General features: G+C 43.5%; 24 protein-coding genes. 8 read left to right on the top strand and 16 right to left on the bottom strand.

The annotated features are described in order from the left end of the window. Positions 1–22: 22 nt before the first annotated feature. From A3739_RS20955 to tsaE, 10 genes are all read right to left on the bottom strand, one after another. Positions 23–1,207, bottom strand: coding sequence for an ATP phosphoribosyltransferase regulatory subunit (locus A3739_RS20955; protein ID WP_068481647.1), 1,185 nt, complete (start codon positions 1,205–1,207; stop codon positions 23–25). A 30-nt stretch (positions 1,208–1,237) separates the two neighbouring features. Then, entirely contained in the window at positions 1,238–1,429 is a 192-nt protein-coding gene (locus tag A3739_RS20960; RefSeq protein ID WP_068476842.1) for a DUF2065 domain-containing protein, read from the bottom strand. A gap of 152 nt (positions 1,430–1,581) precedes the next feature. Then, positions 1,582–2,445, bottom strand: coding sequence for a protease modulator HflC (hflC, locus tag A3739_RS20965; protein WP_068481644.1), 864 nt, complete (start codon positions 2,443–2,445; stop codon positions 1,582–1,584). Then, the gene (gene hflK, locus A3739_RS20970) at positions 2,445–3,617 is read right to left on the bottom strand and encodes an FtsH protease activity modulator HflK (RefSeq protein ID WP_068481641.1); all 1,173 of its coding nucleotides are present in this window, start codon (positions 3,615–3,617) and stop codon (positions 2,445–2,447) included. Before hflK ends, hflC begins: the two co-directional genes overlap by 1 nt. 130 nt (positions 3,618–3,747) lie before the next feature. Beyond that, positions 3,748–5,040: a ribosome rescue GTPase HflX gene (gene hflX / locus A3739_RS20975; RefSeq protein WP_068481638.1), complete on the bottom strand. Its 1,293-nt coding sequence runs from the start codon at positions 5,038–5,040 to the stop codon at positions 3,748–3,750. Positions 5,041–5,091: 51 nt separating this feature from the next. After that, positions 5,092–5,331: an RNA chaperone Hfq gene (gene hfq, locus A3739_RS20980; RefSeq protein WP_068481635.1), complete on the bottom strand. Its 240-nt coding sequence runs from the start codon at positions 5,329–5,331 to the stop codon at positions 5,092–5,094. Positions 5,332–5,385: 54 nt separating this feature from the next. Next, the gene (gene miaA / locus A3739_RS20985) at positions 5,386–6,387 is read right to left on the bottom strand and encodes a tRNA (adenosine(37)-N6)-dimethylallyltransferase MiaA (RefSeq protein ID WP_068481632.1); all 1,002 of its coding nucleotides are present in this window, start codon (positions 6,385–6,387) and stop codon (positions 5,386–5,388) included. Between the two features lie 19 nt (positions 6,388–6,406). Then, positions 6,407–8,284 carry a DNA mismatch repair endonuclease MutL gene (mutL, locus tag A3739_RS20990; RefSeq protein ID WP_068481629.1) on the bottom strand — a complete coding sequence of 626 codons (1,878 nt, stop codon included), beginning with the start codon at positions 8,282–8,284 and terminating at the stop codon, positions 6,407–6,409. A gap of 67 nt (positions 8,285–8,351) precedes the next feature. Next, a complete protein-coding gene (locus A3739_RS20995) occupies positions 8,352–9,686 on the bottom strand; it encodes an N-acetylmuramoyl-L-alanine amidase (protein ID WP_156502730.1) in 1,335 nt (444 codons plus the stop codon). Continuing rightward, on the bottom strand, positions 9,686–10,183 hold the full coding sequence (tsaE, locus tag A3739_RS21000; protein WP_068481626.1) for a tRNA (adenosine(37)-N6)-threonylcarbamoyltransferase complex ATPase subunit type 1 TsaE: 498 nt from the start codon (positions 10,181–10,183) through the stop codon (positions 9,686–9,688). The genes A3739_RS20995 and tsaE overlap by 1 nt, the downstream gene beginning before the upstream one ends. 160 nt (positions 10,184–10,343) lie before the next feature. Here tsaE and queG point away from each other — a divergent pair, with 160 nt between their 5' ends. Continuing rightward, complete coding sequence (gene queG, locus A3739_RS21005) at positions 10,344–11,420, top strand: tRNA epoxyqueuosine(34) reductase QueG (RefSeq protein WP_068481623.1); 1,077 nt, start codon at positions 10,344–10,346, stop codon at positions 11,418–11,420. Here queG and A3739_RS21010 read toward each other — a convergent pair. Beyond that, the gene (locus A3739_RS21010) at positions 11,417–12,127 is read right to left on the bottom strand and encodes a hypothetical protein (protein ID WP_068481620.1); all 711 of its coding nucleotides are present in this window, start codon (positions 12,125–12,127) and stop codon (positions 11,417–11,419) included. The genes queG and A3739_RS21010 overlap by 4 nt on opposite strands. A 63-nt stretch (positions 12,128–12,190) precedes the next feature. On the opposite strand from A3739_RS21010, the gene A3739_RS21015 reads away from it, so the two are divergent. Further along, a complete protein-coding gene (locus tag A3739_RS21015; protein ID WP_068481617.1) occupies positions 12,191–12,787 on the top strand; it encodes a glutathione S-transferase family protein in 597 nt (198 codons plus the stop codon). Between the two features lie 220 nt (positions 12,788–13,007). Here A3739_RS21015 and A3739_RS21020 read toward each other — a convergent pair whose 3' ends face one another. The 4 genes from A3739_RS21020 to A3739_RS21035 all read right to left on the bottom strand — a co-directional run bounded on the left by A3739_RS21020 (position 13,008) and on the right by A3739_RS21035 (position 15,734). After that, positions 13,008–14,303 carry an NCS2 family permease gene (locus tag A3739_RS21020; RefSeq protein ID WP_068481614.1) on the bottom strand — a complete coding sequence of 432 codons (1,296 nt, stop codon included), beginning with the start codon at positions 14,301–14,303 and terminating at the stop codon, positions 13,008–13,010. 270 nt (positions 14,304–14,573) lie between these two features. Further along, the gene (locus tag A3739_RS21025) at positions 14,574–14,879 is read right to left on the bottom strand and encodes a helix-turn-helix transcriptional regulator (RefSeq protein ID WP_068481612.1); all 306 of its coding nucleotides are present in this window, start codon (positions 14,877–14,879) and stop codon (positions 14,574–14,576) included. Between the two features lies 1 nt (position 14,880). Continuing rightward, positions 14,881–15,300, bottom strand: a complete 420-nt coding sequence (locus A3739_RS21030) for a DUF6691 family protein (protein WP_068481609.1) — start codon at positions 15,298–15,300, stop codon at positions 14,881–14,883. Positions 15,301–15,302: 2 nt separating this feature from the next. Beyond that, complete coding sequence (locus A3739_RS21035; protein WP_068481606.1) at positions 15,303–15,734, bottom strand: YeeE/YedE family protein; 432 nt, start codon at positions 15,732–15,734, stop codon at positions 15,303–15,305. Positions 15,735–15,863: 129 nt separating this feature from the next. Here A3739_RS21035 and A3739_RS21040 point away from each other — a divergent pair, with 129 nt between their 5' ends. The 3 genes from A3739_RS21040 to A3739_RS21050 all read left to right on the top strand — a co-directional run bounded on the left by A3739_RS21040 (position 15,864) and on the right by A3739_RS21050 (position 18,803). Next, a complete protein-coding gene (locus A3739_RS21040) occupies positions 15,864–16,460 on the top strand; it encodes an N-acetyltransferase (RefSeq protein WP_068481603.1) in 597 nt (198 codons plus the stop codon). A gap of 116 nt (positions 16,461–16,576) precedes the next feature. Then, entirely contained in the window at positions 16,577–17,959 is a 1,383-nt protein-coding gene (locus tag A3739_RS21045) for a sodium:proline symporter (RefSeq protein WP_068502665.1), read from the top strand. A gap of 1 nt (position 17,960) precedes the next feature. After that, on the top strand, positions 17,961–18,803 hold the full coding sequence (locus A3739_RS21050) for a metallophosphoesterase (protein WP_156502731.1): 843 nt from the start codon (positions 17,961–17,963) through the stop codon (positions 18,801–18,803). Here the strand turns inward: A3739_RS21050 and A3739_RS21055 are convergent. Beyond that, a complete protein-coding gene (locus A3739_RS21055) occupies positions 18,800–19,678 on the bottom strand; it encodes a diguanylate cyclase domain-containing protein (protein ID WP_068502668.1) in 879 nt (292 codons plus the stop codon). The two genes, A3739_RS21050 and A3739_RS21055, sit on opposite strands and share 4 nt — an antisense overlap. An 81-nt stretch (positions 19,679–19,759) precedes the next feature. Between A3739_RS21055 and A3739_RS21060 the strand changes: the two genes are divergently transcribed. From A3739_RS21060 to A3739_RS21070, 3 genes are all read left to right on the top strand, one after another. Next, positions 19,760–21,439 carry a transporter substrate-binding domain-containing protein gene (locus tag A3739_RS21060; RefSeq protein WP_068502670.1) on the top strand — a complete coding sequence of 560 codons (1,680 nt, stop codon included), beginning with the start codon at positions 19,760–19,762 and terminating at the stop codon, positions 21,437–21,439. A gap of 105 nt (positions 21,440–21,544) precedes the next feature. After that, a complete protein-coding gene (locus tag A3739_RS21065) occupies positions 21,545–22,759 on the top strand; it encodes an alanine racemase (RefSeq protein ID WP_068481584.1) in 1,215 nt (404 codons plus the stop codon). Next, positions 22,759–23,943 (top strand): DUF819 family protein, encoded by a 1,185-nt coding sequence (locus A3739_RS21070; RefSeq protein WP_068481581.1) that lies wholly within the window; start codon positions 22,759–22,761, stop codon positions 23,941–23,943. The genes A3739_RS21065 and A3739_RS21070 overlap by 1 nt, the downstream gene beginning before the upstream one ends. Positions 23,944–23,945 lie beyond the last annotated feature (2 nt).

The following is a 23,945-nucleotide window of genomic DNA, read 5'->3' on the forward strand; positions in this document are numbered from 1 at the left end:
AAGTTACCATTAAAGTAACCGATTAAATTTCAACAACTACCCACTGGCCGTCTTGGCTTTGAGCAAGTTTTTTAGAGCAACCGTAGGTCTGCTCATCTGATTCTGAAAGGCTTTGCACGACACGCTGCGTCTGTCGCAAATCAGCGATCCGCTCTAGCAACGCTTTATCTGTGCCGTATGGAGCTAAAATCGCCCCTGAATTCATTGTGCTAATACGAGACTGCAAACGCACGAGCGTTTTTAAGTCTGCACTAAAACCGGTTGCTGGGCGAGATTCACCAAATTCAGCGCCGATGGAGTCATATCGTCCACCTTTAGCCAATGCATATCCAAAGCTTGGTGTATATGCGCTGAACATCACGCCAGTATGATAGTCATAGCCTCGTAACTCGCAGAAATCATAGCCTAGTTCAATTTCTGGGAAACGCTCGCCAACCAACTCAGCAAAACGCATCAAAGCATCAACGGCATCTAAAGTTTCGTTACTAGCTAATTCAGAGTACTGGGATATGCTTTTTCGCACTTCCGACAAGGCATCAATACTGCCGCTAAGCAGAGCGATTTCGCGAATAATATCGATAACCGGCAACTTATGTTCAGCGGCTAGCGTATCAAGCTCGGGAATTGACTTGCGATTCAATGCGCTGAAAATTCGATCTTCTAGTTCTCTCGGGAGCTCAGCTGAAGTCATCAAGCCACGATATATACCAACGTGCGCCAAGTCCACATGAACCTTTGAGACTTCTGCAATAGTCAATGTCTCTAGCATCAAAGACATCACTTCTAAGTCTGCTGCTTCATTGTCAGACCCAAAAAGCTCGCATCCAATTTGCATTGGGCTTCGATTGGTCATCGTATGTTCTGGACGCGTATGCAACACGCTATCGACATAACATAAACGAGAAATGTCATGGTTTTTCAATACGTGCGCATCGATACGAGCGGCTTGCGTAGTAATGTCTGAGCGAATGCCGAGCGTTCTCCCTGACAGTTGATCGGTAACTTTGAATGTTTGCAAATCCAATTTACTGCCAGTACCGGTAAGTAAACTTTCAAGAAACTCTACAAGCGGTGGAGACACTAATTCATATCCATAGCTTGAGTATGTATCTAGCATTTCACGGCGCATTTTCTCAAGAGCCCATGCATCCGGTGGTAACAGCTCGTCAACGCCCTCAGGCAACATCCAACGTTCGGTCAAACTCATAGTATTTCTCGTGTCGATACACACATTAAATTACTGCCTTAACAAAACCACGCCCAGTAGACCTGCGAGCATGCAAACTAACGCAATGCTCCTCATGGTTCTATCGTTCGCTTTGAGAATCGATGCTAAGGTTTGCTTCCAAGCTTTTGGATTCAAGAATGGCATAATGCCCTCAATTACAAGCACTAAACAAAGTGCTGTGAACAGATCATTCCAGTCCATCTAAGCTAAGTCTAATTTCGTTAAAGGCAAAGGGGCGCGATTTTAACGCTTAATTGAAAACAACAAAAGGTGTTGTTGGTATTAAAAAGGCCAAAAAATGAAAAAAGCACCCTAAGGTGCTTCTTTCATTGATTTACGAGTAAGGAACTTGCCTATTTAGCCTGATTTAGGTATTTGAAGAACTCACTATCAGGCTTTAATAAAAGGACATCTTCTTTATTAGCAAAGGTATCCTTATATGCTTGCAAGCTACGCGTAAACGCATAGAACTCTGGGTTCTTATTGAACGCTTCAGCGTAAGTGGATGCCGCAATTGCATCCCCCTCACCACGTGTGATTTCTGACTCTCGGTAAGCGTCAGACTCAATAACAACCTTCTCACGATCCGCATCAGCGCGAATACCTTCTGCCAACTCGCGACCCTGAGACCGCGTTTCACGTGCTTCACGCTCACGCTCTGTCGACATACGGCGATATACGTCTTTAGATAAGTCTTCCGGTAGATCAATACCCTTAACGCGAACATCTAAAACTCGGATACCAAATTCAGCCAAAGTCTGCTCATTCAACTTAGTAGTAATGTCAGACATGAGCTCATCACGCTCACCCGATACAACTTCAGTCAAGCTACGAGAAGCAAACTCATCACGAAGCCCTTTGTTGGTAGAGTTAGACAAAAGCGTCGTCGCTTGCCATCTGTTGCCGGCTGTCGCCTTGTAATAAGCACTGACATCTTCGATCTGCCACTTAACAAACGAATCAACGATCAAGAACTTTTTACCAACAGTCAAGAAGCGTTCAGGACGTGAATCGAGAGTTAGAATACGCGCGTCGAATTTGCGAATATTCTGAACAAACGGCATCTTAAAGTGAATACCTGGTCCAATATCTGACTCAACAATTTCACCAAATTGAAGTTTAATCGCAACCTGTCTCTCATCAACGATATACAGAGATGACGACAATACGACGATCGCGATAAGAACCGCCACTAACGATAATACTGACTTAGACATTAGCGCACCTCCCTAGCTGATGAACGCGAGTTGCGAGATCTAATCTCTTCAATTACTTGATCTGCGATTGCTGAAATATCAGAAGAGCTAGCGTCAGACCTCACGCTAGATGGTGCAGAGTTTGATCGCTCAGAAATAATCTTATCCAGAGGCAGATACATCATATTATTACCGCCCTCAACATCAATCAAAACCTTACTGCTATTGCCGTATACGTCTGAGATCGCATCGATATAGAGACGTTCTCGGGTTACTTCAGGCGCCTTGTTGTATTCAACAAGCAAGGCCTCAAAACGATCGGCTTCACCCTGAGCTTTTGCTACAACCTGATCACGATATGCACTTGCTTCTTGCAACATACGTTGCGCCTTACCCCGCGCTTCAGGAATAACTGTATTTTTGTAAGCTTCTGCTTCGTTTACGAAACGCTCTTTATCAAGCTTCGCTTTCTGAACATCATCAAACGCCGCTTGAACAGCTTGTGGTGCTCTAGCTTCTTTGATGTTAACGACACTGACGTTAATGCCGGTTTGATAGTTATCCATATAATCTTGCAAACGCTCTCTCGTGCTGTCTGCCAAAATACCACGCCCTTCAGTTAAGATTGGATCTAGGTTGGTGCTACCCACTTCGTGACGAAGAGCCGACTCAACGGCATGTTGCAGAGATCGCTCTGGATCCTCAACACGCAAAGCGAACGATACCGGATCTCGGACCGTGTATTGAACGTTCAACTCAATCGCAACAACGTTCTCGTCTTGCGTGAGCATTTCTTCTTTCAGCTCAGCGTTTCGAACGTTTGTTACGTTAACTGGTATAACCTGCTCGACGAGAGGGATGACAATTCTTAAACCAGGATCAAGTGTTCGACTGTATTCACCAAGGAATAAAACAACTCCCCGTTGTTGCTCATCGATCGTATAAATCGATTTCCAGCCAAGAAACAGAACAAACACTACTAAGCCAACCAGAGCAATACCGCCAAAGCCCTGCTTACCACCGTTATTATCAGAACCGCCATTGCCATTTCCTGACCCGCCAAACAGCCCGTTTAGCTTGTCCATCAATTGTTTAAGCGCTTGATCTAAATCCGGCGGGCCTTGATTGCCACCACGATTATTATTACCCCATGGGTCTTTCCCATTAGAATTACCCGGCTCATTCCAAGCCATAGATTACCCCGTTGTTGTCATCAGTTTTAATTTAAAACATTCACAGCAATCGTAAATCGCTGCGCCAAAAGGAGCAAGCAAACAGAATGCTCCTTATTATGAAATCTTAGTCAGAAAGTTCTGAGCTCTCTTACAGCCTATCAATCAGCAAATCCGCGCGCGGAACATTGCAGCGTTTAAGCATTCTTTCAAAATCGCTGGTCTGCAAACGAACTTCAACACGTGCCATCCCTTTATCATCATACTCTTCCTGAATGACATGATTTGACTCAAATAACATCGCTCTGAGCCGACCTTGCTCTGGGCGAAGTCGAAGTATGCAGTGCATAACCTCATCGCTTAACAACTCAGCGACTGCATCAGACAATAAATCAGTTCCCTCTCCCGAGTTTGCTGACAACCACACTCTTACAGGAGCACCATCTTCATCGCGATCAATTCTACTTACGCCATCGTCCAACAAATCGATCTTATTATAGACTCGGAGGACCTTAACATCGCCCGCGCCTATTTCATCTAAAACTTGTTCGACTGCCTCTATATTGTCCAACCTTCTTGAATCAGCACCGTCTATAACATGCAGCAAAAGCGTAGCCGATATTGTTTCTTCTAGCGTTGCTCTGAACGCATCAACTAACTTGTGAGGTAAATGCCGTATGAACCCGACCGTATCTACCAAAATGGCACGACCAATATCGGGAAAATCAATACGCCTAAGTGTTGGATCTAGTGTTGCGAACAACTGATCAGCGGCATAAACACCCGAGTCTGTCAGCCGGTTAAATAATGTCGATTTACCGGCATTGGTGTAGCCCACCAAAGAAATCGTGGGAATTTCAGCTCGAGTACGAGATCTGCGACCCTGGTCTCGCTGTTTGCGTACTTTTTCAAGACGCCCCGTTAATGCTTTAATACGTCCACGTAGGAGACGCCGATCAGTTTCAAGCTGCGTTTCACCCGGACCACGTAAACCGATCCCACCCTTTTGACGCTCTAAGTGAGTCCAGCCACGAATCAAACGCGTTGATATATACTCTAACTGCGCAAGCTCTACCTGCAACTTGCCTTCGTGAGTACGAGCACGCTGCGCAAAGATATCAAGGATCACACCAGTCCGATCGATCACTCTGCACTCAAGGGAGCCCTCAAGGTTACGCTGCTGACTAGGCGAGAGAGCGTGATTGAACAACACCACATCAGCGTCGGTTACTGCTTTTTCCGTAATTATTTCTTCTAACTTTCCGGAACCTACAAAAAAACGCGCACTGGGTTGCGATCGACTACCGGTAACGATCCCAACAGGCTCAACACCTGCCGAACGCACAAGTTCACGAAACTCCTGCGCATCTTCACGGTCATTTTCATTTGGAAAGTCTAAGTGGACGAGAACAGCTCGCTCTCCCGCATCTGGTCTATCAAACACGGCAGAGCTTAAATACTAACGAGAAAATACCAATTTCCAATGGAGTATTACCTATGAACCCGCTTCTTCATCCATTGACGGCATACGCACATTACGCGCAGGTACAACAGTAGAAATGGCATGCTTATATACCATTTGGCTAACAGTATTTTTGAGTAAGATGACGAACTGATCGAAAGACTCGATTTGACCTTGTAACTTGATGCCATTTACCAAGAAGATAGATACTGGAATGCGCTCTTTGCGGAGTGCATTTAAGTATGGATCTTGAAGTGAGTGTCCCTTAGACATTATTGTAATCTCCCGTTTTTTAAATATTTAACGCAATTATAGTCAATCTTACGTTTAGTTGTTAAATGAGGCCGCGTTAAAACTTTTCAACACTATCTCAATATTATTTTTCGCGCCAGTTTCTAGCCAGACAATATCCCGCCAAGACCTCAACCACGTTAACTGTCGCTTAGCTAATTGGCGTGTTGCCACGACCCCTTTTTCTATCATCGTATCGTAGTCATAGGTACCATCCAAATATTCCCACATTTGTCTGTAACCCACACAACGCATAGAGGGCAAGTCCAAACTTAGATCACCTCGCGCTCGTAAAGTTTCGACCTCTTGCTGAAAATTTGCCTCGAGCATACCGCGAAACCTTAGTTCAATTCTTTTATGAAGCAACTTTCGATCACTCGGCGCAATCGCAAACGGCAAAATCTCGAACGGAATAGGAGGTAAACTCGCGCCATCAGGTCTGCCAGCTCCATTAACTACTCCCGATCCGACTTGTTTTTGGTCACTCCAATGCTCAGTCAAAGTTCGACCACTAACCCTGTATACTTCCATTGCTCGCTGAAGACGCTGGGAATCATTTGGCTTAATACGTTTAGCCGAGTCAGGATCAACCTTAGCCAGCTCTTGATGTACAAAAGGCCAGCCTTTCTCCGCAGCCAAGGCATTAATTGAGTCACGCACAGATTGATCAGCCGAAGGCATAGAAGCAATACCTTCTTTTAACACCTTGAAATACATCATCGTCCCGCCGACAAGAAGCGGTACTTTTCCCGCTGCAACGATATCATTCATCTCTCTGAGCGCATCATCATAAAAACGTGCGACAGAATAAGACTCGGCAGGGTCGATAATATCAATCAAACGATGAGGCGCTTTCAGCAACTCACTCTCACTCGGCTTCGCGGTGCCGATATTCATATCTTTAAATACGAGCGCTGAATCAACACTGACAAGCTCCACCGGCAATATCTTGCGCAGCGTTATAGCCAAATCGGTTTTACCTGAAGCTGTCGGCCCCATTAGAAAAATAGCCGGCGGCATAGTACGAAGCGAAGACATAGAAACCCTAGCAGTGAAACTATCGACCACGTAAGAATAGCTTATCTAATTCAGGCATCGACAAAGTCGTCCAAGTTGGTCGACCGTGATTACACTGACCACTACGTTCGGTCTCTTCCATCTCACGCAGCAGCGCATTCATCTCACTTATCGTCAAAACTCGGTTTGCCCGAACAGAACCATGACAAGCCATTGTCCCCATCAACTCGTTTGCCTTTGCTTCTAGCTGATCAGACTGCCCGTAGCCAATCATGTCGCTCAAGACGTCTCGTACAAGCTGAACGATGTCTGTTTTTTGCAGAATCACAGGGACTTCACGAATCACTAGAGATTCGGGTGCAGCCCGCTCAACTCTCAATCCGAATCGTTGGAGCTCCACAGCACAATCTTCAGCAGCATCTGCTTCCCTAGTACTGACAGCAATCGACATCGGAACAAGCAGTGGCTGAGATTGAATACCCGCGCCGTAAAAATCGGACTTCATCTTTTCGTAAGTAATGCGTTCATGCGCAGCGTGCATATCAACAATTATTAAGCCCGAACTGTTTTGAGCGAGAATATAAACGCCATGAAGCTGAGCAATCGCGAAGCCTAAAGGATGATCTTCGGCATTATTAGATACGTCAACAGTATTAGACAGCTCTGGCAAATCTGGCTTCAAACCACCATACAGAGAACTCATCCCATCTAAGGCCGTGCGCACTTCACTTTGAGCGGGATTATTTGGAATAGACTGCGGTTGAAACGCAGCCCCCGTATTCGAACTCGGCACGGACAATGGCATGCGGGTTTGACTATTATAACCGGGTTGCGCGGCTAAGCCTGTCTCCTGGTGAATCGCCTCACTCTCAGCAACTCGACTTGCGCTTTGCTCTTCGCGCATATACTCGTCAGGACGAACATCCGCTAGCGCGCGATGCAAGCTTCTGAATATGAAATCGTGCACTAAGCGCCCGTCACGAAAACGAACTTCATGCTTCGTAGGGTGCACATTCACATCAACAAGAGCTGGATCCAATTCTAAATACAGTACAAAGGCTGGATGTCGGCCGTGATAAAGCACATCCCTATATGCTTGCTTAACAGCATGACTAACCAAGCGATCACGAATCACGCGCCCATTCACGAAAAAGTACTGCAAATCCGCCTGACTTCGAGAGAACGTTGGCAGCGCGACCCAGCCCCATAGTTTTAACCCTGACGCCTCGACATCAATCTCTACAGCGTTTTCCATAAACGGCTTACCGCACAAACTCGCCACACGCTGCTCTTTATCTCTTAATGTGATCGCAGGGCGCAAACTATGCACCGGCTTACCGTTGTGAGACAGATCAAACCCAACATCAAATCGCCCCAAAGCTTGCCGTTTGACGACTTCCTCCAAATGATTGAATTCCGTCTTTTCAGTGCGCAAAAACTTACGGCGTGCAGGCGTGTTGAAGAATAAATCTCGAACATCAACCGTAGTACCGCGATTGTGTGCCGCAGGACTAATATTCGCGACCATATCGCGCCCTTCCGTCTCCACCGTCCAAGCTTCGTCCGCGCCCTCAGTTTTTGAACTGAGCTGCAATCGCGACACAGAGCTAACACTGGCTAAAGCCTCACCACGAAACCCAAGTGTTGCAACGGCCTCAAGATCATCCAAAGATAGTATTTTACTAGTTGCATGGCGGCTAAGCGCTAAAGAAAGGTCTTCTTTTTCAATGCCATAACCATCATCTCGAATACATATTCGCTTAACTCCACCGCCCTCAACGGTCACCTGAATTCGATGACAACCTGCATCTAAAGAGTTTTCGAGCAGCTCTTTCACTACGGATGCAGGTCTTTCAACAACTTCTCCCGCAGCAATCTGGTTAGCGAGTCGAGGAGATAACTTTTGTATTTTTGACATATGAAACTAACGGAGAGGTAAAGCGGAGAGTTTAACACGCTGTCATTCGCTTAATAACCGATAGTTATTAAGAATTAGGAAGTTTAAGTCGCTGACCAACCCATAAAACGTCTGAATTAAGTTTATTAAGTTTCCGAAGACTCTTAATACTCACCGCATTATTGTGCGCAATCTGCGATAGAGTATCGCCCTTTTTAACCGTATATGAACTACCTGACTTAGATTGATTTGAAGCTAGCCAAGTACCAATTGGAGGTTGATCTGAAAAATAAGATTTAACGCCCTTAGAGATCGAGCCAGCAATCTTTCTTTGGTAACTACGAGTATTCAAACGACGAGATTCTGTAGGATTCGAGATAAAACCCGTCTCAACTAAAATTGATGGGATGTCGGGGGACTTTAAGACCATAAAACCGGCCTGTTCGACCTGCCGCTTGTGAAGACGAGCGACTCCCCCCAAAGACTGAAGCACACGATCACCCACTGATAAACTTGCCTTTAGGCTTGCGGTAGAGCTGAGATCCAACAAAACAGACGCTAGCATGTCATCGTGATCACCGAGATTCACGCCGCTACCGCCAATCAAGTCAGATGCATTCTCACGCTTGGCGAGCCAGCGAGCCGCCTCACTTGAAGCCCCTTTCTTCGACAACGCGAAAACAGACGCACCATTAGCTTGAGGTCTTGTGAAAGCATCGGCATGCACAGAGACAAATAAATCGGCGTTACGCTTTCGAGCGATCTCCGTACGGTTTCGTAGCCCTATAAAATAATCACTCTCACGCGTTAAATAGGCTCGATAACCTTTAACGGCATTAATCTGCCTGGCCAATTCCTTAGAAATTGAAAGCACCACGTTTTTCTCACGAACCTTACCTGGCCCGATCGCACCAGGGTCCTCTCCGCCGTGACCAGGATCAATCACAATGATCACATCACGTTTGCCACCTGAGCTATTTAATTGCTTAACAGGCTTATATTCTTTTACCTTCGAAAGATAAAGATCAACAACCAAACGATCTCCATAGCTCTCATTCGGCTTAAGCAAAAAGCTTTTCGGTTTTACCGAAGCTTTCAGATCCAACACAATTCTGAGATCAGTGTTATTTCTCACAGCGCTCCTTATTTTTTTAATAGGAGATCCTTCCAAAGAAACAGCGTCAAAACGAGTATTCTTCTTTACATTCTTAATATCTAAAACAACACGTGGAGGATTATTCAATGTCATCAACTGGTGTGATGTTGAACCGCCAAGATCAAACACTAAACGAGAATGGTCAGGCGCATTCCATAACCTCGCATCATTGATTGCTATATTGGCCGCAAATGCACTGTGCGACCAAAAGCCGAGCACAAAACATAAGCATAGGTAATGGGCCATTCTAGAAAAAACGAATCGCATCAGCGGCTCCCCGCTATAAGAACATCGAAATCAACACCCGAAAAAGCAGAATGTTCAGCAACTAACAACTCACAGCAGCGACTTTCAGCTTCAATATTCATCGAAAGGGTTACGTCTGCTTTAGGCAAAAGCCCTTCACCCCGTGCCGGCCACTCCACAAAGCAAAGGATTCGATCTTGTTCACATAGATCTGGATTAAGAAAATCGCGCATCCCCATAAACTCGAGTTCTTCTGGGTCTGCCAAGCGATACAGGTCAAAATGATAAACCTTCAATCCTTTAGGCTCATACTCTTCAACGAGCGTGTACGTTGGAGACTTCACACTTCCTTCATGACCAAGACCGCGCAATATGCTACGAACAAGTGTTGTTTTCCCGGCGCCAAGATCACCAATCAAATAAACAACCGCTAATGCAGAATCAGAATCAAGCAGAACTTCTGCGAGGCCCTTTCCAAATCGATCCGTAGCATGTTCATCAGCGAGAGGAATTTGCATGAAAAAAGTCATTCCCAAACTAGCAAAAACTGAGTGCTAAACTAACAAAATTAATAACTGCAACTTCGAAATAGAAATCGCATTAAGTTCAAACACTATATATCTGTTAAGCTTAGCAAAGCACTTCCGTTTGTTCACTTAACATCATGTCACGATACTCATGACCAATCCCGTTGACACCTCAGATGCGCTCAACAAGCTGCTAATCGAAATACGCAGCGAATCAGAACGCCTTGGCTTTCAAGCCTTAGGAGTCACGTCAACAGACTTAGGCGAACATATCCAGCATTATCAAGACTGGATAGATAAAGGGCATCACGGCGCCCTTGATTACATGCATAGTCACGGAAGTAAACGCTGGAAACCCGATGAATTGATAGACGGAACGCTTCGCGTAATATCGGTCAGAATGAATTATCTACCAGAGTCAGCTGGCCACGCGTTAGAACAACTAGAAGATAAAAGCCGCGCTTACATCAGTCGATATACATTAGGACGCGACTACCATAAACTCATTCGAAATCGACTGAAACATCTTATCCACTTTGTTAGAACGAAGAGCGAGTTAGATCTAAATTTCAGAGCATTTGTCGACAGCGCTCCAGTATTAGAACGCGCGATAGCCCAGCGCTCCGGCTTGGGTTGGTTCGGCAAAAACACAATGATTATTCATAGAGAGGCAGGCTCATGGTTTTTTCTCGGCGAGATATACACCAACCTCGCACTACCCATCACACCCAGCTATGAGAAAGAACATTGCGGCCGCTGCACTGCATGCTTAGACATATGCCCAACAAAAGCCTTCACCGCACCCTATGAGCTTGATGCTCGACGTTGCATTTCTTATCTCACGATAGAGAACAAATCAGAAATCCCACTCGAATTTCGCAAAGACATGGGCAACCGAATATTTGGCTGTGATGACTGCCAGCTTGTTTGCCCATGGAATAAATTCGCTCAACATAGCGACCAAGACGATTTCACCCCACGACACGAACTAGACAAAGCAACTTTAGTCAGCTTATTTGGTTGGACAGAAAGTGAATTCTTAGCAAAAACAGAAGGTTCAGCAATAAGACGTACTGGCTATCATGGCTGGCTACGAAACATTGCAGTTGCACTAGGCAACGCACCAACATCAATCGAAGTTATTGAAGCTCTAAAAGCTCACAAAAATCATGAAGACGGCATGGTCCGCGAGCATGTAGCTTGGGCTCTAGCTCAGCATATAGACTAAAGCCTCGATAGTACAAGCCGTTCAAGCTCATCCGCAAGTTCGGTACTTAACATCGGATCACCATGCGAAGGAAGCAGCGCAACTGGGCGTTCCTGATGAATCATATCTAAACACCATTTTTTGAAACTCTTGCGATTCGTGAGCAATAAATATTTGATCACTCGACTCAACTTCAAACCAGGGGCTGCACCCATTATCTTCTGGGTAAAACGCGCTATTGGCTGATTCGACATCCGCGGGTAGTTCAAAAAGCTGTCGCATGTCACCCAGCAGACTTTGCCTTGCTCTCTAACACTTAACCACAAGTCTCCACCTCGATGTCCAGGCGGCGCAAACCACTGACAATCACTGTCGAATAGAGAGTCACCATCCGAAATGACATTAATATTTCTAACACCCTTACCTTCAAGAAGCGGCTTTGCTTGTTCTGACGCATACAGTTTCGCCTTTGGAAAGCGCTCAAGCCAAGAAGCGACGCCTAAAAAATGATAGGCATTAGGCATAACGATCTCCAACCCCTCACCTAAAACCTCATCAAAACCCGGGTACATTTCAGCAAAACTATCGATCAGAGACTTTCCAGGGCTAATTACAACAACCTTAGCTTCATTAAGCTCAATACAAACTGTGTTTGAAGCAAAATTTGGAACGATATAACGTGCATACTTGATGTTCGAAAAATCAGGTACTGACTTCCACTGAGACATTAACTAACTCACTAAAACGAAAATTGATAAACTAAGATGATCGTAAACGCATAAGGAAATGAGATGAAGATCTACGGAGATGTTAACTCAGGCAACTGTTACAAACTACATCTAGCATGCCAGCTTCTCAACATTGAGCATGATTGGATTCATATAGACATCCTGAAGGGCGAAACCAAAACCAGAAAAATTCTAGCTCTTTCTCCTGCAGGTAAGATTCCATTACTCATAACAGATCAAGGAGAGACGCTTAGCGAGTCGAACGCCATCTTGAATTATCTATGCGAAGGTAGCGCGCTATACCCCAGCGATATCTGGCATCGAGCTAAAGTGCATCAGTGGCAGTTTTTTGAACAATACAGCCACGAACCATATATTGCTGTTGCAAGGTTTATTAACAAATACCTTGGGTTGCCCGAAGAAAGGCTGGAGGAATACAAGTCAAAACAAGAAGGCGGTAATTCAGCACTTCGAATCATGGAAACTCAACTTACGCAAACACCTTTTTTGACTGGAGACTCGATAACAACCTGCGATATTTCCTTGTTTGCATATACGCATGTAGCGCATGATGGCGGCTTCGATCTAAATCACTACCCAAATATTCTAAAATGGATAGACCGAATAAAAAGCCAAGAAGATTTCTCAGCTATGGCCTAGGCTAATCCTTATGAGTAGAGCAACAGCCTAAGCCGGCGACCAATCCACTAATGCCTGAGTCAAAATAGCAGCATCAATTAGCTTAATAATGTAATCATCCATTCCCAGCGCCAAGCATGTCTTCTTTCTTCACGCTTCACAGAGACAAATATAAGACAACAAAAAAAGCCGCAATTAGGTCTACCTAATTGCGGCCAATAAGGAGTTAACGAAATAATCGTTAAAGAACGCCTGTTGCGATCCCTAGAACATAAAGAACCGATACTAGCGCAACCGCTGGGCGAATCTCTGATGTTTTACCGGTCAACAACTGGAGAACTGTGTGCGCAACAAAACCAAGGCCAATACCGTGAGAGATAGAGAAGCCGAACGGCATCATGATTGCACAAATCCATGCAGGCGCAGCACTTGTCATGTCGTCCCAGTTAATGTGACGCATATCAGCAGTCATCATTAGACCAACATAGATCAATGCAGGTGCCGTAGCGAATGCAGGAACAAAGTCTAGTAGAGGCGTGAAGAACATCGCCGCCAAGAACAACACACCTACTGTAACTGCAGTAAGCCCCGTCTTACCACCAGCGGCAATACCAGCGCCTGACTCAACGTACGTAGTTACCGAAGAAACACCTAATGCAGCACCAGCAGTTGTCGACGTAGAGTCAGCAAGCATTGCTTTACCCATCGCGTCGAACTTGCCATCTTTATCAGTAAGACCTGCTTTAGAAGCTGTCGCCATCAAAGTACCTGAAGTATCGAACAAGTCGACGAAGACGAACGCCAAAATTACAGAGATCATTGTTGCTTCTAGTACACGGCTAAAGTCTAGCGCGAAGAAAAGCTCAGACATTGAGTGAGGCTCACCGACAATGCCACTGAATGTAGTAATACCTAGAATCGAAGAAACGATAGAGATCGCCAGCATGCTGACTACAATAGAACCAGTAATTTTGCGGTAATCCAAAGCAATAATAAGAAGTAAACCAAGGCCAGCTAGAAGTGGACCTGGAGAAGCAAGATCACCTAAAGTCAAAAGCGTTGCAGGATGATCAGCAATAATACCCGCGTTCTTCAAACCGATAATGGTTAAGAAAAGGCCGATACCAACAGTAATACCGTGACGCAAACAACCCGGAATTGAATGTAGAATCCATTCACGAATTTTGAATGCAGATAACAAGAAGAAAATAACACCAGAAATCAAAACTGCTGCAAGAGCCTGTTCCCACGTGTATCCCATGCCACCAACAACGGCAAATGCGAAAAACGCATTCAGACCCATACCTGGAGCAAGACCTGCAGGGAAGTTAGCCCACAAACCCATCAAGATACAGCCTACTGCTGCTGCAACCGCAGTTGCTGTAAATACTGCTTCTTTTGGCATACCCGCTGCAGACATGATGTCTGGGTTAGCAAAAAGAATATAAGACATGGTCAAGAAAGTAGTCAGGCCGGCTACAATTTCTACCTTAATTGTTGTTTGGTGCTCTTGAAGCTTAAATAGCTTTTCTAGCATTTTCGTTTCCTCGTTCGGCGGAATTTTATGCACTAGTGCTCTAAAGTAGAACAAAAGTACGAACTTTGTATTTTGAACGGGACGAGAAGCTACAGATTTTGCGAATCAATTTCTAGATCAAAAACTACCTTATTTGACCAAATAGTCACTTTTTTGAAATATAAATGTGCCATAGTCGAAATAGTTCTCATCTATAACACCTTTAAATCACTAAATCATTGTTTTAATAAACCATTTGGTCAGTTTTTTAATGACAAGGCCATATATGAACTATATATTCTTGCAAAAAATTGCATAAAAACTCTGTATGAGTGCCAATACTTTATCGTCCTTAATACTGTATATAACCGATTGACCGACTTTTCTGGTATCGACAAAATCATCTTCTCGCAACAAAGCTAAATGTTGCGACAAAGCAGATTGAGACAAGTTAACCTTGCGGTTAATTTCCGAAACTGAAAGCTCTTCATCAGCCAATGAGCATAAAATCATCAATCTATTTTTGTTAGAGAGCGCTTTAAGATAGCGCTCTACAACCACAGATTGTTGTTCGATCTGGATTTGGTCAACTTTCATATTAGGCCTTATCGGCTGTCGGTAAAAGCTTAGACAACAGCATCCCAGCTGCCATTGTGACGACAAATATTATCGAATTCATATCCCCGTAAGCCAAAGACGAAATCGCCGGTCCCGAGCAATATCCGTACAAGGCCCAACCAATACCAAACAATATCGCGCCACCAATAAGTCTTTTATCGATAATCGTTTTCGATGGTAAGTGGAAATCTTCGTCAAAAACTGGACGAGGCTTATTCTTCATATACTGATAAACAGGGAAGCTCACTAGCAATCCTCCTCCCATTACGAACATCAGCGTAATATCCCATGCACCGAAAAAATCTAAGAATCCAATAACTTTTTGCGTATCTGTCATCCCAGATAAAGCCAAACCAGCACCAAATAAAATGCCGGCAAACATACCAACTAAATTTTTCATGCTTAAGCTCCCATCACGTGACGTGCGATAAATACTGTAACAAAACCCGCAGCCATAAACGTACAGGTCGCAATAATCGAGCGTTTAGATAAGCGCGCCATACCGCATATCCCGTGACCACTGGTACAGCCTGAACCAACCTTGATTCCAAACCCCGCCAATAAGCCCGCTACAATTGCTAGAGTAATAGAGCCTTCTGGAGCATCAGGTATCAGTAAACCTCCAAATTGATGAACAATAATTGGACCTAGCACTAGGCCAACCAAAAACAAAATTCGCCATAAATTGTCACTGACGTCGCCTTTCAATAGCCCCGTCATTGTCGAAAACAAAACACCTGACACGCCCGCTACTCGTCCTAGCAAAACTAATAAAACAGCCGCAGCAGCACCAATCAATAATCCACCTGACAAAGCAGGAATATATGCTTCCATAAAACACCTCAAACATTAGAAGTATCTAATTTAGATAATTCTAATGTATTTTATACATACTTGTTAACTTCATTCTTCTCAGCGAATAACATATCTTGATCACACAAAATTAAGACAGTACCGATATAGATGACAGAACTAGAGCAACTTGGACCAAATGATTATCAGCGTGTAGTTGATATCATGGGAAAGGTTTTCGATGACGACCCGATTCAACGTTGGATATTTGGACCTAGCATGAACATCGGCCTGTTTTTCGGCCTTTATGCTAAACGCATATATCTTAAATACAGCGACAGCTATGCAACCCCAGACAATAAAGCGGCAGTATTATTTCTGAAACCAGGAATCAGTAAGCATGTGCCTGTCATATCGTCATTACCTTTAGTTCCAGCAATGATCTCAAGCGGCGGTTTTAAGAGCGTATTACGTGGAATTCGCGCGGAAACGCTTGTTGTACGACATACCCCATCTATACCGCATTACTATATTCTTGGAATTGGCGCGGTTAAAGAAGCGAGGGGCTCAGGTTACGGCACCTTACTCATGAATAGATGTATACAGACCGCTGAAAGCGCAAATATGCCGATCTATCTAGAGAACAGCAAAGAAGAAAATTTAATGTTCTATCAACGCTTTGGCTTTGAGAGTATTGGCCAGATCGATCTAGGAAAAGGAAGTCCACCTATGTGGTCGATGATAAGAAATCCTACAAATAGTTTTTAATTACACAGGATTTGAACCAATCGGTTCGATAGAAGTCTAGAAGTCTAGAAGTCTAGAAGTCTAGAAGTCTAGAAGTAGACCATTTTACAACATAATAAACACACGGAGTCTTTCTCATGAGCGCAACCCTACCAATTGTTGTTGCTGCACTCGCCTTGTTATCAATCGCAATCTCACCGAAAGCAAAATCTAACGAAGGTTTCTTTTCCGGTTTCAGCCCACAAGGTCAGGCTCCATCTCTGTTCACTTTAGTGCTCAGCCAAGTCACGACTTGGATTTTTGCTCGATCTCTACTTAACGCAGCCATACTAGGATTTTATTACGGCATATGGGGAACGATTGCTTATGCGGCTTATTACTTATCATTCCTAACTGGAGCAGCCATCGTTGATTCAATTCGTTTTAAACACGGATTCAATAGCGTCCAATCCTTCCTAGAGGATCGTTTCGGCAAATTAGGCACGCACTGTTACAACTTTGTGGTTGGATTGCGTCTGATAAGCGAAGTCTTCGCAAACATTCTAGTGATCGGAATTCTATTTGGAGCCGCTGGCACGAGTAGCTATACCATCGCCGTTGTCGCTTTTGCTGCCATTGCTATGATTTACTCGATGTTAGGAGGCTTACATGCGTCGCTAAAAACAGATGTTATGCAAATGCTAATTTTCATCGCAGTTCTAGCCTTACTTGTAGTTAGTGCATTAGGTGATGGCCTCTACAGCGTAGAAGCGCTGAATTTTGTCGAGTTTGATGTAACTAACCCTGGGCCAATCCTACTTGCTGTAGCGCTGCTGCAGGTCTGGAGCTATCCACTTCACGATCCAGTCATGATGGATAGAGGTTTTATCGCCGACAGAGATACAACTAAGCGTAGTTTTTTGCATGCTGCGTGGATTAGTATTTTATGCATCATTGCTTTCGGTTCTCTTGGCATAATTGCTGGGGCAAATGCTTTGGACGGCGATTCTATGAACGTCACCTTAGAACGAATTCTCGGCGACAATATGATGCTGCTATTTAATATTGCACTCGTGGTGTCTGCCTTATCAACGCTCGACAGCACATTATCTAGCTCTGCAAAACTCGTTGTCATTGATATGAAAGTGATGGCCGCGACTATCACTAATGGACGAATCATCATGCTTGCCTTCATGATTTTAGGCATCGCAATGGTCTTCTTGGGTAACAAAGACATCTTTAGTGCAGTAGCAGTAAGCGGCACAGCTTCAATGTACCTTGCGCCAGTAATATTTTTCTGCATTTGGGCGGGTAATGAACATATATCACCTTGGGCTTACTTATGCTCATTCATTAGCGCTATCGGCGGTGCTGCCTTATATTTTACTGAATCATCAGGGCATACAGCATTACTCGGTGACGCACATAAATATACGAAGCTTCTGTGGATTTCATTGAGCGTATTAGCGATTGGGTGCACTGCATTCTTTATTTCTCTAATTATGAATAAACCACGCACCCAACAATTGTCAGGGGTCTAGTGTGCTCATTGAAGTAAGACAAGACTTACCCTTACTCGTGTTTGGCGGGCCATATAGTAATTTGGCCGCCACTCTGGCAATTCGTGAAAAAGCCGTTGAGCTAAAAATTCCCAAAAGCAACGTTATTTGCACAGGCGATATTGTTGCATATTGCGCCTCGCCGCGAGAGTGTACTGACTTAATTCATGATTGGGGTATTCACGTTGTACAAGGCAATTGTGAAGACGCATTAGGAAACGATAAATTCGATTGTGGCTGCGGATTTGAGGAAAACTCGTCGTGCGACCTCGCGTCAAAACAATGGTACGAATACTCTAAAGCAAGAATTGGTGAAGATCAGAAAGTCTGGATGGCAGACCTTCCCAATAATCTAAAGATTAACTACCACGGTAAAACCATCATTGTCATCCATGGCGGAGTGAACCAACAGAGTCAATTTATCTTTAGGTCAAGCTCTACGACGGACAAACTACAGCAACTTAAGCAAACCGACTCCGACATAATTATTGGCGGACATTGTGGCTTGCCTTTTGGAGAGTTGATTGAAGACAAGGCATGGTTGAATGCCGGCGTTATTGGAATGCCCGCAAATGACGCAACTGCAGATGTCTGGTATATGCTAATAACACCAAATGCAGAAGGTTTAGAGGTCAGCTGGCATCGTCTCTGTTATGACTTTAAGAACACACAGGCCCTTATGCAAAGTGCAGGATTGAATCAGGGATATATCAACGCGCTTGGAAACGGGTTATGGCCTAGCCTTGATATATTGCCAGAAACCGAAATTAAAAAGACAGGCAAAACACTCAGTATCGCGACAGAATTGATATCAAATATACCTTAGTGCGTTAGGCTTTTTTTCACGTGATATAGATTTTGATCTGCGTCATCGTACAACTGATCCCAAGTGAATATTTGATCAATGCACTTCGCAATTCCGAGACTTGTAGAGAAGGAGATATCTATACCTTTTAGATTTATAGAGCCGTGTTTTATTTCCTGTTGCAATTGCAACTCGAGACTATCAACGACCTTTCCATCAAACGAATCATCATTTATCTTTAACACACCAAATTCATCTCCGCCTAAGCGGAAGGTGATCAGATTATCTGAATCCATAGCTGATAATTTGTTTGCGATAAAACGTAGAACTTGATCGCCAACCAAATGACCGAAGGTGTCGTTAATCCCCTTAAAATTATCAACATCTATAACAACTAGCTCGTAACTTCCTCTTACGCCTTCGATGTCAGCAAGCTCCAAATTAAGCCCTCGTCGATTACGAATATTACAAAGTGAATCTGTATTCGCATCTTCATGGGCTTCGCGATGCCGCAATCTTGCGTCGTTGATATAACGCGCTCGTGTAACCGCTTTATCGATCGTATTCACTAAAGAGGACTGGCTTAATTCCGATTTACACAAGAATTCGTGTGCGCCTTGAGACAAGGCTTCATATTCAATGTTTTTTTCATCGCTATGTGACACCATAACAATGGCAGGAGTAACCTTCTCGTAGGAATTAAATTTGGAAACTAAATCGGTGCCTTTTTGCAAAGGCATTGAGTAATCAACGATAACACAATCGAATGAAGTGGCATCAAGCGCTCGTCGGGCCATTTTTACGGATTCTGCTTGAGAGATAACGAACTTTTTTGGGAGCGCCCGAAAAATAGCCATCTGATCAACTACGTCGTCATCGACAATTAAAATTCGCATATGAACACCGTACCCGTTCATTTAATGAACTATACTTAGCATATATAAACTTGTGTTTCCACTGATCCCTTAAGTTTCAAAATGTATAAAAACAATAAATATAGATACTTTACTTACTTGGCATATTTTCTCGCAGTTTACCTTGTCAGCCCCATTATTCACGCGAAAGAATGCCCAGAGAATACGTTGATTTTTGCCGCGAATGAATCGATATCTCCCTACTTCATTCAAGAGAATGAGAATGCTTCAGGAATCGTATTTGATATAGCAAAACAGCTCGAAAGCTATATTAGTGAACCGACTTGTGTTATCGGAATGAACTGGGCGCAAGCGCAAGAACAAATATTAAAAGGTGGTGTTGATGCTTTGTTGCATATCAACACCAATCCTGAACGAGAAAAGATATTAGATTTTTCAACAGAACTCGTTGTTTCAGAATTCCACTTATTCGTGCATCGGGATTCTAACTTCGACGAAAATAATATTGATCTAAATAACATGATTATCGGTGTTGAGGCCAAGGGTTACCCCTACAGTTACCTCAAACGTAACGATATCCCATTGGCGTTGGTAAGCTCGTGGGAAGAAGGAATGCGCGGCGTCATAAACGGAGACATTGATGCCGTCCTCGTTGATCATCTCGTCGGAATGAATACGATCTTCAATTCTAGAATTGCAAACTTAAAAAGCATTTCTAGTCCATTACCAAAAAGCTATTCACGCATCGCTGTTAAAAAAGGCAATGACTTAATTTTGGATCAAATTAATAAGGGCCTTGCAATACTTTATGCCGATGGAACGATAGACCGATCGATCAAAAATTGGATGACGCCGAGCATCCAAATGGTAGAACAACTTTGGCACGAGCAAGAACGCGTCAAAACTCAAAATATCGGTCTGATTATTCTCTCATTACTCACCTTGCTCTGCTTGATAGCATTCGTGAAAAGTAGAATGACAATCTCTTCCGAGCTAGATAAAAACAAAGACTTAAACAGGGCTCTGAAGGGAGCATATACCGAGCTTCAAGATAAAAACGAAGCACTAGCCGACGCAAATCAGAATTTAGAGACATTCGTTTCATTAGCAAGTCACGACATGCGCGCTCCTCTAAATGGAATGAAAAATCTCATTCAATGGGCCGAAGAAGACTTAGCCACCGATAATCATAATAACGTTAGAGAACATCTTTCGCTTCTTAAGAGCCGATCAACGCGACTATCAAACCTACTCTCAGACCTATTAATTTTCTTTCGTGCTGACAAGCACAGTGCTGATGACAATAAATTAATAGATCCGAATCTGTGCGCAAGGGAATTAGTAAATAATTTCGACTCACCACTAAATGTAAACATTATTATCGCACCAAATGCCAAGCTACATGTATCCAGAACCTTGTTTGAATTGGTGTTAAGCAACCTGATAAAAAACAGTATTCTTCATAGTGGCGCAGATAGCGATTTATATATCAAGTTGGAATTCAAACAATTAAACACGTCCTTAGAAATGACGTTTAGTGACAGTGGAAAGGGAATTAACGAAGATCAGTTAAATTCGATATTTATGCCGTTTGAAGTCGGGCAGTCACGTGATAAATCTGAAGGATCTGGGATTGGACTTGCACTTGTTAGACGAGTTATTGAGCGAAACAACGGAAGCATAGAGCTCACTGAGCACACGCCTTCAACGTTAAAAGGCGCGGTATTCAAATGCACATTCAATAAATCGAGCATCGTCGTGAATGAGCGCGAAAACGCTTGAGTTATTTCATTTAATAAACAACGTTTGATTTTGACCTTCTTTAATATTGTTCCGGTTGATTAGCTTAATTTACACTTTGATCTGCAGTCACAAAGAAAAAGCGTAATGAGCCCTAATCAACTCTGCGAATCAATTTCACCTTATATTCTTCAGCCCACACTCGTGCTTGAACAGTCAGTTTTGAATGAAAATATTGCAAGCGTTCGTCGTCGCATTGATGGCGATAAAAGCATACGCTTAGTCGTCAAATCTTTACCGTGTGCTGAGTTAATTAAATACATTAGTGATCAACTAAATTGCTCACGGTTCATGTGTTTTCACGGACCTTTTATCAAGCAGACCGCAAAAATCTTTCCCAAGGCAGATATTCTGTTAGGCAAGCCCATGCCCCCGGCAAGTTTTGAGCACCTTGCGACTGAATTTCTTCAAGAAGGTTTAGTGCTAGATAATGTTCAGTGGCTAATCGATACTCACGAACACTTAGACGCATATTTGGAAATTGCTGAGCGGCTGAACATAAACATTCGTATTAACTTAGAGATCAATATAGGTCTGAACCGCGGGGGTTTCGCTCACGAAGATCAACTAAAAATCGCGTTACTTACCATCGCAGATTCAGAGAATCTAAGTTTCTCAGGTCTCATGGGCTATGAAGCTCATGCGTCTAAAATCCCTGATGTATTCGGGGGTATGAAATTAGCACTTAAACAGGTCACAGAGAAATATCGCCGCTTCAAAGCGATTGCAGAGCGTTTTGGCAATCAAGAAGAGCTAACATTTAATAGCGCTGGCAGTACAACTTTCACTGAGTATCAGGGCAACGATGTCATTAATGATATTTCGATTGGATCTATCTTTGTAAAACCTGAAGACTTTGAGCTTCCTCATTTGAACGAGTTCAAGCCAGCATTGTTCATTGCAACACCAATACTAAAGGCAGTCGAAAAACCACAACTCCCCTTACCTCAGCCCTTCAATACCCCATTGAATTCACTATTTCGCTTTATCGGTAAAGTCCCTAATAAAGGTGCATATATTTACGGAGGTAACTGGATGGCGAGTCCATTTTATCCAGAGGGTTTCAAGACTAACTCCTTGTTTGGTCGATCGAGCAATCAAGAATTTATATCGCACACTAACGACACTCTAAAGCCTGGTGACTGCGTTTTATTTCGTCCGACCCAAAGCGAGGCGGTCATGCTCCAGTTTGGAGAACTTCTGTTAATCAAACCAAATAACGAAATCGACTACTGGCCGGTTTATCAAGCGACTCAAGTCAGACTTGATGCTAATAAAAAAGGTAAATCTCGAGAGTCGTAATGATTGAAGTTTGTATCGCCCTTTTATGCATAGTTTTTCCTGCAATCGCAATTACGCTAGGACTGCGTCATGCTCTAATTGATCGAGCAGGACTGGTATTGGTTTGTTTTGCGAGCGGGATTCTCTTGAACACACTAACCGGTTCTATTACCGATGTCTCGCCTTTTGTGTCCAATTCGCTTATCAATATTCAAACCCAAATTACAGAACTCACAATCGCTCTTGCGCTACCCTTACTCGTATTTTCTATAGATTTAAAAAGTGCTTTTACCCAAGCAGGTTCATCTAGTAAATCTATGTTGATGGCTTTTGCTTCAATCATTATTTGTACGTTTATCCTCAGTTTTATTTTTCAAGGACACATCGAAGGCTTATGGCAGGTAGCAGGCTTATCTGTTGGTGCTTATACGGGCGGAGGGCCAAACATGGCCGCAATCAACGCAGCCATAGAAGGTGATAAAGATATATTCGTGATGATGACTAGCTATGACATTCTATTATCTGCGATATATTTGCTATTTGTCTTAAGTTTCGCCAAACCGCTATTCACCAAAGTCTTATTACCAGCAGCTCAGGACGTACTTAACAAGTCGGAAAACAAGTTTGCACATTTGGGCGAAGAAACCTCAGCAAGTTACCAAGTACTTGGAACGCTCAGAGGTTTAAAAGAAGGTATAATTACGGCAGTGCTCTCGCTACTAATCATTGGTTTAGCACTTGGCTTGGCGAGTCTCTTGCCCAGTTCAATGAAATCATCAGGAACAATCATTCTCATTACAACGCTCGGAATGCTTGCTTCGTTCATTCCTCAAATTCGTCGTTTAACAGTGAGCTTTCGCGTTGGAATGTACCTAGTACTTGTGTTCTGCTTTACGATGGGAAGTATGACGAACTTAAGTGTTCTAGCAGATTTAAATTGGGCTCTGTTTAGCTACATTGGCTTAATGCTAATTGGCGCTATGACAATTCATGCGGGACTCTGTCGCGTTTTCAAGATTGATGTAGACACTTTCTTGGTCACATCTTCCGCAGCAATAATGTCTGTACCTTTTATCCCAGTGATTGTTGGAGCACTTCGCAATCAAGCCTTATTGGTGCCCGGTTTTTGCGCGGCAATTACTGGCTATGTTCTCGGTAATTATTTAGGAATCGTCGTGGCAATATCGTTAAAATCTATCCTTTGATT

This window comes from Oleiphilus sp. HI0067, from assembly GCF_001635735.1.